Source organism: Limnobaculum parvum, assembly GCF_003096015.2.
In the GTDB taxonomy this organism is placed as follows: domain Bacteria; phylum Pseudomonadota; class Gammaproteobacteria; order Enterobacterales; family Enterobacteriaceae; genus Limnobaculum; species Limnobaculum parvum.
In genome coordinates this window covers 2,766,600-2,784,923 of the sequence record NZ_CP029185.2, presented here as the reverse complement: position 1 = coordinate 2,784,923, position 18,324 = coordinate 2,766,600, and the positions used below count along the sequence as shown (strand labels likewise).

The 18,324-nt window shown below is 46.0% G+C and carries 16 protein-coding genes and 1 riboswitch; of the genes, 9 read left to right on the top strand and 7 right to left on the bottom strand.

Going from position 1 to position 18,324, the window contains the following annotated elements:
- Positions 1-83 precede the first annotated feature (83 nt).
- The 3 genes from thiQ to thiB are packed head-to-tail and all read right to left on the bottom strand — an operon-like array spanning position 84 to position 3,359.
- Positions 84-782, bottom strand: a complete 699-nt coding sequence (gene thiQ / locus HYN51_RS11665) for a thiamine ABC transporter ATP-binding protein ThiQ (protein WP_108900184.1) — start codon at positions 780-782, stop codon at positions 84-86.
- On the bottom strand, positions 766-2,376 hold the full coding sequence (gene thiP / locus HYN51_RS11660; RefSeq protein ID WP_108900183.1) for a thiamine/thiamine pyrophosphate ABC transporter permease ThiP: 1,611 nt from the start codon (positions 2,374-2,376) through the stop codon (positions 766-768). The genes thiQ and thiP overlap by 17 nt, the downstream gene beginning before the upstream one ends.
- Positions 2,352-3,359 (bottom strand): thiamine ABC transporter substrate binding subunit, encoded by a 1,008-nt coding sequence (gene thiB / locus HYN51_RS11655; RefSeq protein ID WP_108900182.1) that lies wholly within the window; start codon positions 3,357-3,359, stop codon positions 2,352-2,354. The genes thiP and thiB overlap by 25 nt, the downstream gene beginning before the upstream one ends.
- Before the next feature lie 77 nt (positions 3,360-3,436).
- Positions 3,437-3,558, bottom strand: a riboswitch (TPP riboswitch).
- Between the two features lie 151 nt (positions 3,559-3,709).
- On the opposite strand from thiB, the gene HYN51_RS11650 reads away from it, so the two are divergent.
- Both HYN51_RS11650 and HYN51_RS11645 read left to right on the top strand, forming a co-directional pair.
- Positions 3,710-4,387: a DJ-1/PfpI family protein gene (locus tag HYN51_RS11650; protein ID WP_108900181.1), complete on the top strand. Its 678-nt coding sequence runs from the start codon at positions 3,710-3,712 to the stop codon at positions 4,385-4,387.
- Between the two features lie 375 nt (positions 4,388-4,762).
- Complete coding sequence (locus tag HYN51_RS11645) at positions 4,763-5,074, top strand: DUF5862 family protein (RefSeq protein ID WP_108900180.1); 312 nt, start codon at positions 4,763-4,765, stop codon at positions 5,072-5,074.
- A gap of 422 nt (positions 5,075-5,496) precedes the next feature.
- Here the strand turns inward: HYN51_RS11645 and leuD are convergent, their stop codons facing one another.
- The 4 genes from leuD to leuA are packed head-to-tail and all read right to left on the bottom strand — an operon-like array spanning position 5,497 to position 10,216.
- Complete coding sequence (gene leuD, locus HYN51_RS11640; RefSeq protein ID WP_108900179.1) at positions 5,497-6,099, bottom strand: 3-isopropylmalate dehydratase small subunit; 603 nt, start codon at positions 6,097-6,099, stop codon at positions 5,497-5,499.
- A 12-nt stretch (positions 6,100-6,111) separates the two neighbouring features.
- Positions 6,112-7,512 (bottom strand): 3-isopropylmalate dehydratase large subunit, encoded by a 1,401-nt coding sequence (leuC, locus tag HYN51_RS11635; protein WP_108900178.1) that lies wholly within the window; start codon positions 7,510-7,512, stop codon positions 6,112-6,114.
- A gap of 1 nt (position 7,513) precedes the next feature.
- The gene (gene leuB / locus HYN51_RS11630) at positions 7,514-8,605 is read right to left on the bottom strand and encodes a 3-isopropylmalate dehydrogenase (protein ID WP_108900177.1); all 1,092 of its coding nucleotides are present in this window, start codon (positions 8,603-8,605) and stop codon (positions 7,514-7,516) included.
- 57 nt (positions 8,606-8,662) lie between these two features.
- Complete coding sequence (gene leuA / locus HYN51_RS11625; RefSeq protein WP_108900176.1) at positions 8,663-10,216, bottom strand: 2-isopropylmalate synthase; 1,554 nt, start codon at positions 10,214-10,216, stop codon at positions 8,663-8,665.
- 424 nt (positions 10,217-10,640) lie between these two features.
- On the opposite strand from leuA, the gene cybC reads away from it, so the two are divergent.
- From cybC to mraZ, 7 genes are all read left to right on the top strand, one after another.
- Positions 10,641-11,027: a cytochrome b562 gene (gene cybC, locus HYN51_RS11620; protein ID WP_108900175.1), complete on the top strand. Its 387-nt coding sequence runs from the start codon at positions 10,641-10,643 to the stop codon at positions 11,025-11,027.
- The gene (locus HYN51_RS11615) at positions 11,028-11,534 is read left to right on the top strand and encodes a cytochrome b/b6 domain-containing protein (RefSeq protein ID WP_108900174.1); all 507 of its coding nucleotides are present in this window, start codon (positions 11,028-11,030) and stop codon (positions 11,532-11,534) included.
- Between the two features lie 199 nt (positions 11,535-11,733).
- Positions 11,734-13,533, top strand: coding sequence for an AMP-dependent synthetase/ligase (locus tag HYN51_RS11610; RefSeq protein WP_108900173.1), 1,800 nt, complete (start codon positions 11,734-11,736; stop codon positions 13,531-13,533).
- Between the two features lie 397 nt (positions 13,534-13,930).
- Positions 13,931-15,649 (top strand): acetolactate synthase 3 large subunit, encoded by a 1,719-nt coding sequence (gene ilvI, locus HYN51_RS11605; RefSeq protein ID WP_108900172.1) that lies wholly within the window; start codon positions 13,931-13,933, stop codon positions 15,647-15,649.
- Positions 15,649-16,143, top strand: a complete 495-nt coding sequence (gene ilvN, locus HYN51_RS11600) for an acetolactate synthase small subunit (RefSeq protein ID WP_108902044.1) — start codon at positions 15,649-15,651, stop codon at positions 16,141-16,143. The genes ilvI and ilvN overlap by 1 nt, the downstream gene beginning before the upstream one ends.
- A 192-nt stretch (positions 16,144-16,335) precedes the next feature.
- A complete protein-coding gene (cra, locus tag HYN51_RS11595) occupies positions 16,336-17,340 on the top strand; it encodes a catabolite repressor/activator (RefSeq protein ID WP_108900171.1) in 1,005 nt (334 codons plus the stop codon).
- A 524-nt stretch (positions 17,341-17,864) separates the two neighbouring features.
- Positions 17,865-18,323: a division/cell wall cluster transcriptional repressor MraZ gene (gene mraZ, locus HYN51_RS11590; RefSeq protein ID WP_108900170.1), complete on the top strand. Its 459-nt coding sequence runs from the start codon at positions 17,865-17,867 to the stop codon at positions 18,321-18,323.
- Position 18,324: the final 1 nt, after the last annotated feature.

Here is an 18,324-nt window from a genome sequence, read left to right as displayed (position 1 = left end):
ATTATCTGACTGATATTTTTCCGGCCGCAGGCATTTCTGGCCGGAAGAATACAGGGCTATAGGCCAAATTTAATCATTAGGATTTAGCTGGTTACACCCAATATACGAGCAGCATCGGATTTTCCGCTCAGAAGGCCCTGAGTGGAATCGTCATAAACGATATTACCTTCCACCACCAACAGGGTTCTTGGTGCGATACGCGCTGCATCATCCAGATTATGCGAAACCATCATCAAGGTGAGCCGTTGCTCGTCACATACGCTTTCCAACAGGGATAGCATGTCATAACGTAAAGCCGGGTCGAGCGCAGAGAAAGGCTCATCTAAAAGCAGGATAGGTTTATCTCTGACCAGACAGCGGGCCAGAGCGGTACGTTGACGCTGTCCACCGGAAAGCTGAGAGGGCAAGCGGTCAAGGTAGTCAATTAGTCCTACCCGACGGCAAATATCCAGCCGTTTTTGCTGTTGTTCTGGCGTTAGCTTAAGGCCGGGATTAAGCCCAAGACCGATATTTTGCTCAACGGTAAGGTGAGCGAACAGGTTATTTTCCTGAAATAGCATAGAAACCGGACGTTGAGCCGGTGGGGTGCGGCTATGCTCGACATTGTTCAACCATAAACTGCCGTTTTCAGGCAGAACGAAACCGGCAATCAGATGCAATAAGGTGCTTTTCCCTGCGCCGCTGGGGCCAAGAACGGCAACGCGTTCACCAGCCTGAATATTCAGGTCGAAACACATGGATAGCGGAGGATAAAGATAACTTAACTTATTCAGAGCGATCATGTTTACGTCCGGGAAGTCGTTCAATCAGCGTGAATAGGAAAAAGCACAGTAGTAATAGCAGTAATGCCGTTACAGCACCCGATTCACTACGGTAATTTCCCAGTTGTTGATAGAGATAGTAGGGTAATGTGCGAAATTGTTCATTGCCAAACAGCGCGATAACACCAAAATCACCGATAGACAGCACACTGGCAAAGGCTAATGCCTGAGCGAGCGGGCGCTTCAGGGCTTTTAATTCGATCCAACGTAGCCGATTCCAGCCAGTCAACCCTAATGATACGTTAAGTAAAGCGTAACGCTCCCCCAGATCGCGCATTGGGTTTTCCAGTACTTTTAACGCATAAGGGATAGCCATCAAAGCATTAACCAGTATTACGATGCCGTCAGCGGAGTCAGGTAGCCCGGTGGTACTATTTAGCAGCAAAAAGAAACCCGTAGCTAAAACAATGGCTGGCATCGCCAAAATTACCATGCCACTGATTTCGAGCCTAGCTCCCCAAGAATTGTGGCGTAACCTGAGCTCTCTGCTACTCCACAACAACATTGTGGTCAGTGCCAGACTGAGCAATCCGGAGCCCAGAGCAATACGCAGTGAGGTGAACAGGGATTGCCACATTGCGCGTTGTTGTAGCACTTCAGGTACGGTACTGTTAATACCGTCTAACACCACGGCTGCCAGTGGCGGGAGCATCAAACATAAAGTCAGGGTAATCAGCAAGCCATCGGCTATTTTACTTAGTCGGGAATCTTGCCTGTCTCGCCATCCTTGACCATAGGTGTTTCCCACGGGGAGCGATGGGTTGAAACGTTGGCTGAGAAGGACAATCGATAGGCAGCAGACCAGCTGAATTAATCCTAATAACGCCGCGCGCTGAGGATCAAAGTCGTAATGCAGCGCCTGATAAATTGCTAGCTCAACGGTGGTCGCTTTAGGGCCGCCACCGAGGGATAATACGGTAGCAAAGCTGGCAAAACATAGCATAAACACTAGCGCACCGGTTGGCAGAAGTTGGCGCTTTAGGGCTGGCCATTCAACAAAACGAAAACGCTGCCACGAGCTCATACCTAATTGAGCGGCGAGCTGGCGTTGTTCAACGGCAATACCTTCCAGCGATTGGAGAAGGAGCCGTGTCGCGAGAGGTAAATTGAAAAAAGCATGAGCCAGTAAAATGCCCTGTAATCCATAGGGTGAAAAAGCATAGTCTATCCCCAGAGCATTTAGCAAATTAGCCAGCCAGCCTCGTTGACCATATACGCTAAGTAAGCCAAAAACAGCGACCAGCACCGGTAATACTAGCGTCATTGCACACAGACGTAACATTAACGTTCTACCGATAAAACGCCGGCGGTAGAGTGCGCGGGCAACAAAAATAGCCGGTATCAGGGATACCAACACTGACAGGAATGCCTGCCAGAAGGTAAAGCGTACGACGTGCCACAGATAGCTATCATTCAATAGCTGTCGGATATCTCCTGCAGGAGAATAAAGCCATAGCGCAGCAAAAGCTGCAAGCGCAACGCTGAGGATCAGCGTTGCAGCAATCAAACCCGGCCAGAGCCAGGAAGGGATTAATGGCTGACGGCGTTTTGCCATGCCTGAATCCATGAACTACGGTGTTGTGCTACCTCTTCAGGGCTAAATTCCAGTGTTGCTGAAGGTTTTGCTGTTTGAGTGAAGGCTTCTGGGAGTGGAATATCAATAACCGGATACATCCAGTTGGTGGTTGGGATTTCCTGTTGGAATGCCGGCGTCATCATAAAAGCCATAAACTTAGCTGCTAACTCGGGCTGTTTGCTATTAGCCAGCAGACCTGCAACTTCAACCTGCATATAGTGACCTTCACTGAAGTTAGCCGCGACATAGCGATTATCTTTCTCTTCTATGATGTGGTAGGCCGGAGAGGTGGTATAGCTGAGGACTAAATCGGCCTCACCTTTAAGAAACAGGCCGTAAGCGTCACTCCAACCTTTGGTTACAGTGACTGTTTTCTTCGCCAGCTTTTGCCAGGCCTGTGGCGCTTTATCGCCGTACACTTTTTGCATCCACAACAGTAAACCGAGTCCTGGGGTGCTGGTGCGTGGATCCTGATAGATAATTCGCCACTGTTCCGGGCTTTCAATCAGCTCATTCAGGCTTTTGGGTGGTGTCTTTAATTTTTCCGTATTGTAGACAAAGGCAAAGTAGCCATAGTCATACGGGATAAAGGTATCGTCTTGCCAGCCGCCGGGTAGCGTCAGTGAGTGGGCATTTACATCCAGCTTGTGTGGGACAAACAGGCCGGATTGTTTCGCAGCAACCAGCAAATTATTATCTAATCCCAATACCATGTCTGCGGTACTTTTTTTACCTTCCATCTTTAAACGATTAAGCAATGAAACGCCATCAGCTAGCGGAACCAGTTTCAATTCGCATTGGCACTGTGCTTCAAAGACTTTCTTGATCTTCGGACCGGGGCCCCAGTCAGAAGCAAAAGAGTCATAGGTATAGACGGTTAACGTTGGACGGTTTTCTGCCCCATTGGCCAGAAACGGGCAAACGGCAAGAAACCCGATTGCGGTGATGAGTTTTTTAAACACTTTGCACTCCCCTAAATAGTTCAGTCGGAAACAAAGGTCTTTGAGTTGGTTAAGCTATTCAGTAGGCATAGGAAGAAACTGAACACACTCTCAAATCCCTCCGCCGGGATTAACCGGATCAGGTTCTACGGGTATGGTCTGGTGTGATTTCACACGTTAAACACATTCTCAGCTTTATGTCGCACCCCGTTGAGAAGGACACATTGTAGAGTCTGTTTTGTCCGTGGGGAAGGGGATTATTATCAGGAGTGAATACTAACTTATTTCATTATCGGTGGTTTTACGTGGATAGCGTATAGTGAGACGAAACAAAACGAGTGTCCGTTTGTTTAATGATTTCGGAGTCATAAATGAATGTTGTTATGTTGTTGTACCCTAATATGACGCAATTAGATCTAACGGGGCCATTTGAGGTGTTTTCCAGCGTTAAGCAATTTAATGTCCATCTGGTGTGGAAAACCCTTGAGCCAGTTAGGGATACGCACGGCCTGACAATCTTGCCAACGGTCACTTTACAACAATCTCCTCAAGCCGATATTCTTTTTGTTCCTGGTGGTCCAGGCCAGTTGGCGTTAATGGAAGATCAGCAAATACTTACTTTTTTACGCCAACAGGCAGAAGGCGCTCAGTATGTTACTTCGGTGTGTACTGGCTCTTTAGTTTTGGCGGCGGCTGGATTATTGAGCGGCTATCGTGCAACCAGCCACTGGCTTTCGCTTGAGCAACTGGCCTATTTTGACGTTGAGCCGGTGAATCAGCGAGTGGTGGTTGATGGTAATCGAGTAACGGGAGCCGGTGTGACTTCTGGTATTGATTTTGCCCTGACGTTATTGGGCAAAATAAGGGGACCGGAAGAAGCAAAAATGGTGCAACTCAGAATGGAGTATGATCCTGCACCACCCTTTGTTGGCGGGTCACCTGCTAGCGCAGAAATAGAGTTGGTTGATAGAATTCGTACAACGACTCAAGTATTTCAGCAACAGCGGCAGGCGGTGTCTGAGAAAGTCGCCAAAAAAGTACGGAAGTGAGAAAGAAAATAGCGAGATGCGCCTCTTGGTGCGACTCACTATTGTTTTTAATCGCCATTTATAAAAAAGATATTTATCAACAATAGTCATTAATATATTTTGCTTTATCGTTGAAGTGGTCTTTTTATTTCTATGAAAATAAGTCGATATTAAGACATCTCCTTATGGCGATCTTATCTATCGGTAGGATGCTAAGTGTTTACTCATTTTATTTAATTTTTTAATTATTCAGCCTTATTTAGGATGTAAAATTGGTTTAAATCAATAGAAATAAAAAAATTATTTGTGATAAAAATAAACTCGCCTTAAATATTTAAGGCTTTTTTTTCTATCAATATTTTTTATTGATTAATATATCCATAAAAGGGAATTATCATGCGTGAATTACAAAATAGTGAAATTGAGCAAGTGAGTGGTGCTTGGGCTGCAAACTTTAGTGATGCTATAGAAGGCGCTTTAGTTGGCCTTGGCGATGGTTTTTCAACGGGCCTAGGTTTAGGTACTAAAGTTGCTGGCGAAGCGGGTGGCGGCATTCTGGGTTTTGGCCTGATTGGTTCAGCTGTTGGGGCAGCGGTAGCTAGCGTTGTTGGTGGTATTTATGGCGCTGTTGGTGGATTCGCTTTAGGTAAAACTGAAATTAAATCTATCGCTAAAGAATATCGCGACGCTTTCACTAGCTATAAGTGATCTGACCGTTAGGTTGTAAAGCATATTAAAACAGAGAGCTTTGCTCTCTGTTTTTTTTGAGTGGTTAATAACGATAGTATAAATTATTAGTGAAATGTGTATTGCCTTTATTAATTTTCACTCTGATTAGAGTTCTTTTAATATAAAAATAATTGACATGTGATAATGACTGTTTATCCGGTTTTTAAATTATAAATTTTAATAATTAGTACAATAACTTTAATGTGCGTTAATTGGTTTTAATTTAAATGGAAACAGATAAATAATAAGATATCCGAAAAGGTTAGGCGTTTTTCCAGCATTAGAGGTCACTTGTGATTAACGTTGTTGGATGGGTTCTCTTTTTGGGTATGAATTATCACAAAGGGGCCTGCATATGCTGGCCCCTTTGTGTTTGACTAGTGTTTGGTTAATCCTATCTTCTAGCGCAGAAAGGCAGGTTGTTTAGCTTCATAGGCGCTAATTGCATCATCATGCTGTAGTGTCAGACCGATACTATCCAGCCTGTTAATCATGCAATGCTTACGGAAAGGGTCGATGTTAAAGGCATAGTGTTTACCACCGGCAACCACTTGCTGGTTTTCCAGATCAACGGTAAATGTCACGCCTTCCTGATGAGCAACCAGTTTGAATAATTCATCAACTTCTGCCTCAGTTAAAATGACTGGCAACAGTTGGTTATTAAATGAGTTACCGTAAAAAATATCAGCAAAGCTAGGCGCGATAACGACCTTAAATCCGTAATCTGTCAGGGCCCAAGGGGCATGCTCCCGTGAGGAACCACAGCCAAAGTTCTCTCGGGTCAGCAGAATTGAAGCGCCTTTATAGCGTGGCTTATTTAAAACAAAATCAGGGTTTGGTTTCTGACCCGCATCGTCTAGAAAGCGCCAGTCGTTAAACAGATGCTGACCAAAACCAGTACGGGTTACTTTTTGCAAAAATTGCTTGGGAATAATGGCATCAGTATCGACATTTGCTGCATCTAATGGAACGACAATGCCAGTATGTTGAGTAAATTTAGTCATGTTGTAGTTTCCTTAACTCAGCTTGCGGATGTCGGAAAAGTGACCAGCAATGGCTGCTGCTGCTGCCATTGCCGGACTCACCAAGTGAGTACGTCCACCCCGGCCCTGACGACCTTCAAAATTACGGTTACTGGTTGAAGCGCAGCGCTCCCCGGGATCTAGCCGGTCATTGTTCATCGCTAAACACATAGAGCAACCGGGCAAACGCCATTCAAAACCCGCTTCAATAAAGATCTTATCCAGACCTTCAGCTTCGGCCTGAACTTTAACCGGGCCAGAACCGGGAACTACCATCGCCACCACCCCTGAGGCGACTTTGTGGCCTTTAGCAACAGCCGCAGCCGCGCGCAGATCTTCGATACGTGAGTTAGTACATGAACCGATAAACACCTTATCAATAGCTACATCGGTCAGCTTAGTTCCGGCTTTCAAATCCATATAGGCCAGCGCTTTTTCTGCCGATGTACGTTCAACCGGATCGCTGAAAGAAGCGGGGTCAGGAATGGCTTGGTCGATAGCCATTACCTGACCTGGGTTAGTTCCCCAAGTGACCTGTGGAGCGATATCCGCTGCATTCAGGCTGATAACGGCATCAAATTGAGCACCATCATCAGATTTCAGCGTACGCCAGTAAGCGACAGCGGCATCCCATTGTTCTGCTTTCGGCGCAAATTGACGGCCTTTTACATAGTCAAAGGTGGTGTTATCGGGAGCGACTAAACCTGCTTTAGCGCCCATCTCAATCGCCATATTACATAATGTCATGCGGCCTTCCATCGATAGCGCTTCAATGGCTCTACCACAGAATTCCACCACATAGCCAGTACCACCGGCATGGCCAATTTTACCGATAATAGCCAGTACGATGTCTTTAGCGGTAATACCTTCAGCGGTATCGCCCTGAACTTCAATTTTCATCGTTTTAGCACGCGCCTGTTTTAGGGTTTGTGTGGCTAAAACGTGCTCAACTTCAGAAGTACCAATACCAAAAGCCAGAGATCCAAAAGCACCGTGGGTAGCGGTATGGGAATCACCACACACAATGGTCATGCCTGGTAGAGTTATGCCTTGCTCAGGTCCGATAACATGAACGATGCCCTGATAAGGGTGATTCAAATCGTATAAGGAAATCTTGAACTCTTTGCAGTTCTTAATCAGTTCCTGCATTTGAATACGGGCCATCTCACCGCAAGCGTTAATGTCTTTAGTTTGAGTGGATACATTATGATCCATAGTGGCAAAGGTTTTTTCCGGTTGACGTACCGGACGTTTCATTGCGCGTAAACCATCGAAAGCCTGTGGTGATGTGACTTCATGCACCAGATGGCGATCGATATACAATAATGGTGTCTCGTTCGGCGCTTCGTACACTACGTGGGCGTCGTATAATTTTTGATACAGTGTCTTAGCCATTTTATGCCCCCTGAGCAACGAACTGAGCGATGATATCGCCCATTTGACTGGTGCTGACAGACTTGCCGTTACCGGCTAAGTCTGAAGTACGATAACCTTGTTCTAACGCCTGATTAATGGCTTTTTCGATCGCATTGGCGGCATCATTAGCATTCAGGCTGTAGCGTAGCAATAGTGACAGGGAAAGGATTTGAGCAATTGGGTTGGCGATATTTTTTCCGGCAATATCCGGCGCAGAGCCGCCAGCCGGTTCGTATAAACCAAAGCCTTTTTCGTTCAGGCTGGCGGACGGCAACATCCCCATTGAACCAGTAATCATGGCGCATTCGTCAGACAGAATGTCACCAAACAGATTGGAACACAGCACTACATCAAACTGAGAAGGCTCTTTCACCATCTGCATGGTGGCATTGTCAATATACATATGGTTTAACGCCACATCTGGGTACTGTTTTGAAATTTCAGTGACCACTTCACGCCATAAAATAGAGCTTTGTAACACGTTAGATTTATCAATAGAGGTGACTTTGGCACGACGCTTACGGGCAGCTTCAAAAGCGATATGGGCAATACGTTCAATTTCGAAACGATGATAAACCTCAGTATCAAAGGCTTTTTCATCAGGGCCTGAGCCTTCACGACCTTTAGGCTGACCAAAATAGATACCGCCGGTCAATTCGCGCACGCACAAAATATCAAAGCCTTTATGAGAGATATCGCTTCTTAACGGGCTGAAGTCTTCCAAACCCTGATACAGACGGGCAGGGCGCAAGTTGCTGAATAATTGGAAATGTTTACGTAAAGGTAATAATGCTCCGCGTTCTGGTTGCTCTGCTGGCGGCAGATGCTCCCATTTTGGTCCACCAACAGAACCAAACAAAATCGCATCGGCCTGCTCGCAACCCATTACGGTTGCTGCTGGTAATGGCATGCCGTGGCGATCGATGGCGGCACCACCTACATCATATTCGTTGGTGGTAATCTTGATATTAAAGCGCTGGCGAACCGCCTCCAGCACTTTGATTGCCTGCTGCATCACTTCTGGGCCAATGCCATCTCCGGGCAATACTGCAATGTGGTAAGAACGCGTCATAATTGCTCCATACTTTATGGTTATTTTTGTTGTTTGCTTAAAAATAGAACTCAAAGATTACTCGGTAGTTTGTATCAGGCGTTGTTTTTGCACTACCACCTGTTTAGCGCGCCAGAGATGATTCAGTACGTGAACCAGCGCTTGAGCAGAAGATTCAACGATATCCGTTGCCAGCCCAACACCGTGGAAACGACGACCTTCATATTCAGCAACAATATCTACCTGACCTAAAGCATCTTTTCCTTGGCCTTTCGCCGTTAATTGATATTTCACAATGGTAATAGGATAGTCAGCAATGCGATTAATCGCCTGATAGACGGCATCTACTGGGCCGTTACCTGTTGCTGCTTCAGACTTGATTTCACTACCGCAGGCCAGACGGACAGAGGCGGTTGCCATCAAATTGGTACCAGACTGTACACTGAAGTAATCCAGCGCGAAGTGCTCCTGCTCTTCCTGTTGTTTACGAATGAATACCAGCGCTTCTAAATCGTAATCAAATATTTGGCCTTTTTTGTCTGCCAGTTTCAGGAAGGCGGCGTACAAATCGTCCAGAGAGTAATCCGTTTCGTTATAGCCCATCGCTTCCATACGGTGCTTCACGGCTGCGCGGCCAGAACGGGAGGTCAAGTTCAATTGCACTTGGCTGAAACCGATGGATTCGGGCGTCATGATTTCATAGGTTTCCCGGTTTTTCAGCACGCCATCCTGATGGATACCGGAAGAGTGAGCATAAGCATTGGAACCAACCACCGCCTTGTTAGCCGGAACAGGCATATTACACAACTGGCTAACTAACTGGCTGGTGCGGTAAATTTCCTGATGATTGATGTTGGTATGTACGTTAATAATGTCCTGACGAACTTTAAGCGCCATAATGACTTCTTCCAGTGCACAGTTACCGGCTCGTTCACCAATACCATTGATGGTACCTTCAACCTGACGGGCTCCAGCCTGAACAGCAGTTATGGAGTTTGCCACAGACATACCTAAATCATCGTGGCAATGGACGGACAAAATCGCTTTATCAATATTAGGTACGCGCTGATACAACGTTTCGATGATATTGCCAAACTGGCGCGGTACCGTATAACCCACCGTGTCTGGAATATTAATGGTGGTGGCACCTGCAGTAATAGCGGCTTCAACGATGCGACACAGGTTATCTATGGGGGTACGGCCAGCGTCTTCGCAGGAGAATTCAACGTCGTCTGTATAGTTGCGAGCTCTTTTAACTGAACGAATTGCCATTTCCATGACATCTTCAAAAGAGCGCTTCAGTTTGGATTCGATATGCAAGGTGGAGGTGGCTAAAAAAACGTGAATACGGAAGGCTTCGGCTACGCGCAACGCTTCGGCAGCGACGTCGATGTCTTTATCGACGCAACGTGCCAAGGCGCACACTCGGCTATTTTTGATCTGCCGAGCAATGCTTTGTACCGACTCAAAATCACCGGGAGAAGAAACCGGAAAGCCAACTTCCATCACGTCAACGCCCATACGCTCTAACGCCAAGGCTATTTGCATTTTCTCTTTTACGTTCAGGCTTGCTTGTAAAGCCTGTTCGCCGTCTCGCAGGGTGGTATCAAAGATAATTACTTGTTGGCTCATATTCTGTACCTTCTGTTTTTAAGTCGTTTAATCGGGTTAAAACTTCCTACGAGGCAAAAAAAAACCCGCGCAGGTAGCGCGGGTTTCTTGTGTCTTTTCTGAATCGAATCAGTTCGTCTTCCACAAGCCAGCCGCGCAACAAGATGCGAGGAGGAGGAGGCTGAGAAAACGAATAGAAGTAAACATGCGATCCAGTACTCTTTATAAAAAATTAAGTAGGATTAATTGATACTGGATTGCGGAGTTGTTGTCAACGGTTGTTTTGCATTTTGACTGAAAAAATGTTCGAGGAAGGTAGGCTAAGAAACTTAAGTTAGGGATTAACAGATTCTTCGCTTTCCAGTTACCTCTTTTTCTTTACAGCAACTACACTTACTAAAGTTGTGTCATTGAGTGAACTTTCTTAGTGTTATTAGGGGGATGTATGAATAAATGGTTAGTTGCGGCGGTTGGTCTGACGGCACTGGCAACCAGTGCTATCACGCAGGCGAGTGAAGTTGAAGATCAAATGAAGTTGATTGCTAAAAATTACCGTACGGTATTGAACACGGATTCACCCGATGAGTTTAAGCAAGGTTTGTCTGCCATGAAGCAGGCCGCGCAAAAAGCACAGCAGGGTACTCCCGACAAGTTGGAAGGACAGGGAAAAGATAGCGCTAGCATGAAAGATTTCCGTCATGGTTTGGATACATTGATCGGCGAGATTGATGGTGCTACAGCATTAGCCGATTCCGGCAAGTTTGATCAGGCCAAGCAGGCCGCAGAACAGTTTAAACAGACTCGCGACCAGTATCACAAGAAGTATAAATAAATGATTCAGCGTTGGGATTGGGTGGTCAGAACGACGCACTGGTGCGTTGCGTTGGGGTTTCTGATTAACCGACTGCATATTACTGAGCCAGGTAAAACCCTGCATCAAATCGTGGGGTTGACCATTGCTACGCTGGTGATTGTGCGTCTAATATGGGGAATGACGGGGGCAAAAGGGCCAGCCCGTCTTTCGGCTATTATTCCAACCTGTTCGGCGATACGTCAGCATCTGGAAGAGGTGCGTCAGCGTTCGGCACATCGTTCTCTGGGGCATAATCCTATTGGTGCCATTAGTATTTGGTTATTTTGGCTACTACTACCGCTAGTAGCTTTAACCGGCTGGGCTCAGGATACGGCTTTAATGGATCGTTGGCCGGTAGATGAATGGCATTATTGGTTAGTAAATTTAGTGACTCTTTTAGTTTGTTTACATATTTTGGCGATAGTTACTCTTTCAATTTGGCTGAAGCGCAATTTGATTGCCGCTATGTTGCCGGGTAGGCGCTAGCACACGCCGATACACTTATTACTGCTATTTTCTTTTTAAATACTCATTCGTTAGCACTCTGTTTCTAAGGGTTTTTTAGCTTAAAGTTTGCAATCATTCACGCATATTTAATTAATTCCCATTGACCCACGGACGAGAAAATGTAGACTTCTTTGCATAAAAATAGTGAACAGCTGTAAGCTGAAAATGAGAACCATTTATGAACCAAACACTCAGGCAATTTCACCCGGTAGGGCGTGTGCAGGATCGTATCCAACAAAATCCAAGCAGAATTGCATTCAGAGAGTGGGATCAACATCAGGAAAAGTCATTAAGCTGGCAGCAAATTGGTGAACGTATTTCCCAAACGGCTAGATCTTTATTGAGTACCGGTGTGCAGGTTCAGGACCGTATTGCTATCTTTGCCACCAACAGTATTGATTGGGCGATTACTGACTTATCGATTCTTCATTTACGCGCGATTGCCGTACCTATTTATTCCACCAATACTCCGGTACAGTCCGCTTTTGTAATTAATGATGCACAGGCTAAAACACTGTTTGTTGGCGCTCAAGCTCAAATGGATGCAGCATTAACTATCTGTGAGCTTTGTCCTCAACTTGAAAGAATCATTGCGTTTGATAAAAACATAGACCTGCGTGAGTGTGATATTGCTATCCATCTGGATGATTTTTGTCAACGGGCCGATGATAGCCATTTGGCTGAATTTCAGGCGCGCATTAACGAGCGCGATATCGACGATTTGTTTACGCTGATTTACACCTCGGGTACCACCGGTGAACCGAAAGGTGTGATGCTGGATTACCGGAATTTAGCCACACAGTTTTGCCTGCATGACGAGCGTTTGACCGTCAGTGCGGATGATGTTTCTCTTAGCTTTCTGCCGTTATCGCACGTTTTTGAGCGAGCTTGGAGTCTGTATGTGATGCATGCTGGCGCTCAAAATGTCTATCTACGTGATACTGCAGCAGTACGCGAAGCGATGTCCGATGTGAAACCCACGGTGATGTGTGCAGTGCCACGGTTTTATGAAAAAGTTTTCTCTGCTATTCATGACAAAGTCGATCTGGCTCCTTGGCATCGTCGCGCTTTATTTCATAGCGCCTTGTGGTGTGGTAAGCGTAAGTTTTGGGCAGCCCATCAGGGTAAAAAACTGAATCCATTGATGGCTGCGGGTTATCGTTTGGCTGATAAGTTGGTGCTGAAAAAATTACGCGGCATTCTGGGTGGAAATATTCGCTTTTTACCGGCAGCAGGGGCAAAGCTGGATGACAACATCATCCTGTTTTTCCATGCAGTGGGGCTGCATATTACTTACGGTTACGGTATGACAGAAACTTGTGCCACGGTATCCTGCTGGGAAGAGACCGGTTTTCGTTTTGGTTCTATCGGTCGTCCTCTACCCGGTGTTGATGTGCGTATTGGTGATGAGAACGAAATTCAGGTGCGTGGCCCGATTGTCATGCGCGGCTACTATAACCGTCCGGAAGAGAGCGCAGCGGCATTTACCACGGATGGTTGGTTAAAAACCGGTGATGCAGGCATGCTGGATGAATCTGGCAATCTGTTTATTACTGAACGTATTAAAGATTTAATGAAGACCTCCTGCGGAAAATATATTGCCCCCCAGCTTATTGAAGGGGCGTTAGGACAGGATCGCTTTATCGATCAAATCGCGGTAGTTGCCGATGCCCGTAAGTTTGTTTCTGCACTGATTGTTCCCTGCTTTGTGAGTCTGGAAGAATATGCCCGCTCCATGAATCTGATTTATAAGGATCGGATGGAACTATTGCGTCATAGCCATATTGTGGCACTGTTCGAGCAACGTTTGAATGAACTGCAAAAGGAGTTGGCGCGTTTTGAGCAGGTTAAACGCTTTACGCTACTGCCCGATGCTTTTAGCATGGAGTTAGGTGAATTGACCCCGACGCTAAAACTACGGCGCAAAGTCATACTCAATCGCTATCAGAATGAAATAGAGCAGATGTACCGAGAATAGTGTCAGGTATCACAAATCGGTTATTGTTTTTATTGCATATTCATAAGGGCGCACAGTAGTGCGCCCTTGTTTTTTCTGGTTTTTACTAAATGAGTGGTTTATTAATCGGAAAAATCCGGCTAAAAATAACCGATTATTCTGTTGGTTATCTACTTAATGGCTTGAAAAACTTTATTTTTAGTGATGAAAGAATGCTTTTGCCAGCATGAATATACGGCGTATGGTAATAAACCAACCCTTGGCTATCTTTTATGTGATGCCTTTTAGCTGATTGACGATCTGAGGGCAGTAAACACAAGCAGGGCAGACAAGATCAATATCATGGGTAAAACCCTGTATTCCGCCTTATGGCTTACTAGCGCCTGAGTGCACAACAACAATAACCTGGAGGAAACCCATGGAAACGTTATCCGGAGCTGAGATTGTTATCCGATCGTTGATCGATCAGGGGGTTAAGCATGTGTTTGGTTATCCCGGTGGAGCCGTTCTGGATATCTATGATGCATTGCATACGGTAGGCGGTATCGATCATGTGTTAGTCCGTCATGAGCAAGCTGCCGTACATATGGCTGATGGGTTTGCCCGTGTAACCGGAGAAGTGGGCGTGGTTCTGGTCACTTCAGGGCCGGGGGCAACTAATGCCATCACCGGGATTGCAACAGCCTATATGGATTCGATTCCACTGGTTGTACTTTCTGGTCAGGTGGCGACGACGCTGATAGGTAATGATGCCTTTCAGGAATGCGATATGGTGGGAATTTCCCGCCCCATAGTAAAACATAGCTTTTTGGTTAAGCACGTAGAAGATATTCCTATGGTGCTGAAAAAAGCGTTTTATGTTGCCAGTACCGGTCGCCCTGGCCCAGTCGTTGTCGATTTACCCAAAGATATTCTCAATCCGGCTATTAAGATCCCTTATTCTTATCCCGATCACATTGCTATGCGCTCTTATAATCCAACGGTGCAAGGCCACCGGGGGCAAATTAAACGCGCTTTACAAATATTACTCGAGGCGAAAACTCCGGTGGTATACGTTGGCGGTGGCGCTATCACTTCAGGTTGTGATGCCGAGTTGAAGACCCTAGTAGAAACGCTGAATCTACCGGTAACCAGCTCATTGATGGGATTGGGTGCATTTCCTTCAACGGATAAACATTTTGTTGGCATGTTGGGTATGCACGGTACTTATGAAGCTAATATGACCATGCATCATTCTGACCTGATCTTCGCAGTTGGCGTGCGTTTTGATGATCGTACGACTAACAATCTGGCGAAATACTGCCCGGGGGCAACGGTATTACATATTGATATTGACCCTACTTCAATTTCTAAAACGGTGAATGCCGATGTACCTATCGTTGGTGATGCCAAGCAGGTATTGACCCAGATGTTAGATCTGCTGAAACAGCACGATCCGGCACAGAGCTTTGAGAATCTGAATAGTTGGTGGCAGCGCATTGATGAATGGCGTGCCAAAAAATCACTGGCTTACGATCGCAGCGGTGATCGCATCAAGCCACAGGCTGTGATAGAAACTTTATATCGTTTAACGCAAGGCAATGCTTATGTTACCTCTGATGTGGGTCAGCATCAGATGTTTGCCGCACTGTATTATCCGTTTGATAAACCCCGTCGCTGGATTAACTCTGGTGGTCTCGGCACCATGGGCTTTGGTTTACCCGCTGCGCTGGGGGTTAAGCTGGCATTTCCTAAGGAAACAGTAGTTTGCGTAACCGGAGATGGCAGCATTCAAATGAATATTCAGGAGCTATCTACGGCGCTGCAATACGATTTGTCCGTGGTGGTGCTTAACTTAAATAACAAATTCCTCGGTATGGTAAAACAGTGGCAGGATCTGATTTATGCTGGTCGCCACTCCCATTCTTATATGGATTCGCTACCGGACTTCGTTAAATTGGCGGAAGCCTATGGTCATGTAGGGATCGCTATTAGCAAACCGGACGAGTTGGAAAGTAAACTGGCGGAGGCGCTGGCAATTAAAAACCGGCTGGTGTTTGTTGATGTTGCCATTGATGAAAGAGAACACGTCTATCCGATGCAAATTCGCGGCGGTGCAATGGACGAAATGTGGCTGAGCAGAACGGAGAGGAGCTGATTATGCGCCGTATATTATCAGTACTACTGGAGAATGAGTCCGGCGCACTATCGCGGGTGATTGGCCTGTTTTCCCAACGGGGATACAACATTGAAAGTCTAACCGTTGCGCCAACGGACGATCCGACTCTTTCGCGTATGACTATCCACACTAAAGGTGATGCGAAAGCGCTGGAGCAGGTAGAAAAACAGTTGCACAAGCTGGTTGATGTCCTGCGAGTGTCTGAATTGGCCGATGGTGACTGTGTTGAACGTGAAATTATGCTGGTGAAATTACGTACTTCCGGTGACGGACGGGAAGAAGTCAAACGCTGTGCCGATATTTTCCGCGGGCAGATCGTGGATGTCACAGCCTCGCTGTACACGGTTCAACTTGTGGGTAACAGCAGTAAACTGGATGCGTTTATAGCCGCTATTCGTGAAGCGGGGGAAATTGTCGAGGTTGCCCGTTCAGGAATTGTTGGTGTAGGGCGCGGTGAGCGGATTATGCGCTAGGTATTTTTCAGATAAAAACAGAAGCTCTGCCGGTGGCGTGGAGCTTTTTATTTTGTATTACATCGACTGAATGGATTAAGCAGTTGCTGAATCGTCATATCTTGGGTTAGATCTACATTACTTAAAGCCATTTATAATATTATGGCTATTATGCCACCAATGACGGGGCGAATTAATACTTAAGGGGTTAACGTGAAACTGGATGAAATTGCGCGTCTCGCGGGTGTTTCACGCACGACGGCCAGCTATGTAATTAATGGCAAAGCCAAACAATATCGTGTGAGCGATAAAACAGTTGAGAAAGTCATGGCGGTAGTCCGGGAACATAATTATCAACCGAATGCGGTTGCTGCTGGCTTACGTGCTGGTCGTACTCGTTCTATTGGGCTGGTTATTCCTGATTTAGAAAACACCAGCTATACACGAATTGCTAATTATCTTGAACGTCAGGCTCGCCAACGGGGTTACCAGTTGCTTATTGCCTGCTCTGAAGACCAGCCAGATAATGAAATGCGCTGTGTTGAGCACTTGCTGCAACGGAAAGTGGATGCCTTGATTATCTCCACGGCATTGCCGCCAGAGCATCCGTTTTATCAACGTTGGGTGAACAGTCCTTTACCAATTATTGCACTTGACCGTGCACTGGATCGGGAGCACTTCATCAGTGTTGTCGGGGCAGATTACGAAGATGCGGAAATGTTGGCATCGGAGTTACGTAACTTCAAAGCAGATAGCGTGGCGTATCTGGGGGCTTTACCGGAATTGTCGGTCAGTCAATTGCGTGAGCAGGGGTTCCGTCAGGCGTGGAAAGAGGATAAGCGCCAAGTTAGCTATATTTATGCTAACAGCTATGAACGTGAATCCGCGGCGGAAGTATTTAAAAATTGGCTGGAATCGAACCCGATTCCTCAGGCAATTTATACCACCTCATTCTCATTGCTACAGGGCGTGATGGATGTGATTCTGCAGAAACAGGGGCGTCTACCCGCCGATCTGGCGATTGCGACCTTTGGTGATAATGAGCTGTTGGATTTTCTGGAGTGCCCGGTGCTATCCGTTGCTCAACGCCATCGAGAGGTCGCCGAACGAGTGTTGGAGTTAGTTCTGGCAAGTATCGATGAAACTCAAAAGCCAAAACCAGGGCTAACCCGCATTCGACGCAGTTTGTTCCGCCGTGGTAGTTTGAGTCGCGCATAGCCTGTAACTCATTTAACAGTATCACTTTGATAAGCTGAGAAAACCATAAAGGGCCTGTAACAGGCCCTTTATTTTGTGGTCAGTAAGCGGTATTGAGCTTACTCCGAAGCGTTACGTTATGTTACTATTCTCAGCTAAAGTATTGGCCTGATTGACGAGTAAACTAGCCAACCACCTATATTCCCTTCCATTCACATCAGATCGTGTCAGATTTATGCTGTAGTGGTTATAGAAACATTTTTTTATATTAACGGATTTTTTATTGATTGATTGCCAACGCTGTTAACCGCCAGCTTTTCTGATTCTGAATTGAATAAATAATTATTACTATTCATATTGTTAGTTTGTTTCATTCAAATTTAACACATACATATTCTATTTTCAGACCACTAAATAGCCTCTCTATTTAGTGTAAAGTCGCGGCACTTCGTCTTGACAAGCTTTTAATACCCTCCGTAAACTCTATTCAAGTGGGAATTTGTGGGGTAAAGTGGTAAAACTTGTCGCGAAGGAGTGACCTGCCCATGTTTCGTGGAGCAACAACAATAAATCTCGATAGTAAGGGGCGATTAGCTATCCCTACTCGCTATCGAGATTCACTGCTGGATGAATGTGAAGGGCAATTGGTATGTACCATTGACCTTCATCAGCCATGCCTGTTGCTTTACCCCCTCCCTGAATGGGAAAAAATTGAACAGAAGTTATCCCGACTATCCAGCATGAATCCAGCAGAACGCAGAGTTCAGCGTCTGTTATTGGGTCATGCCAGTGAATGCCAGTTGGATAGCGCTGGTCGTGTATTGATAGCGAATACATTGCGGCAACATGCGCTTTTAGTTAAAGAAGTGATGCTGGTTGGGCAGTTCAATAGGTTTGAACTGTGGAGTGAAGAGGCCTGGTATCAACAAGTTAAGGACGACATCGAGGCTGAGCAGTCTGCTAAGTCACCTCTCTCAGAGCGGCTACAGGATTTTTCATTATAAA

Excerpts from the sequence above, each read along its gene's own strand:
- thiQ (WP_108900184.1), bottom strand. The coding sequence starts at position 782 with ATGATCGCTCTGAATAAGTTAAGTTATCTTTATCCTCCGCTATCCATG.
- thiP (WP_108900183.1), bottom strand. The coding sequence starts at position 2,376 with ATGGCAAAACGCCGTCAGCCATTAATCCCTTCCTGGCTCTGGCCGGGT.
- HYN51_RS11650 (WP_108900181.1), top strand. The coding sequence starts at position 3,710 with ATGAATGTTGTTATGTTGTTGTACCCTAATATGACGCAATTAGATCTA.
- HYN51_RS11645 (WP_108900180.1), top strand. The coding sequence starts at position 4,763 with ATGCGTGAATTACAAAATAGTGAAATTGAGCAAGTGAGTGGTGCTTGG.
- leuD (WP_108900179.1), bottom strand. The coding sequence starts at position 6,099 with ATGACTAAATTTACTCAACATACTGGCATTGTCGTTCCATTAGATGCA.
- leuC (WP_108900178.1), bottom strand. The coding sequence starts at position 7,512 with ATGGCTAAGACACTGTATCAAAAATTATACGACGCCCACGTAGTGTAC.
- leuB (WP_108900177.1), bottom strand. The coding sequence starts at position 8,605 with ATGACGCGTTCTTACCACATTGCAGTATTGCCCGGAGATGGCATTGGC.
- leuA (WP_108900176.1), bottom strand. The coding sequence starts at position 10,216 with ATGAGCCAACAAGTAATTATCTTTGATACCACCCTGCGAGACGGCGAA.
- cybC (WP_108900175.1), top strand. The coding sequence starts at position 10,641 with ATGAATAAATGGTTAGTTGCGGCGGTTGGTCTGACGGCACTGGCAACC.
- HYN51_RS11615 (WP_108900174.1), top strand. The coding sequence starts at position 11,028 with ATGATTCAGCGTTGGGATTGGGTGGTCAGAACGACGCACTGGTGCGTT.
- HYN51_RS11610 (WP_108900173.1), top strand. The coding sequence starts at position 11,734 with ATGAACCAAACACTCAGGCAATTTCACCCGGTAGGGCGTGTGCAGGAT.
- ilvI (WP_108900172.1), top strand. The coding sequence starts at position 13,931 with ATGGAAACGTTATCCGGAGCTGAGATTGTTATCCGATCGTTGATCGAT.
- mraZ (WP_108900170.1), top strand. The coding sequence starts at position 17,865 with ATGTTTCGTGGAGCAACAACAATAAATCTCGATAGTAAGGGGCGATTA.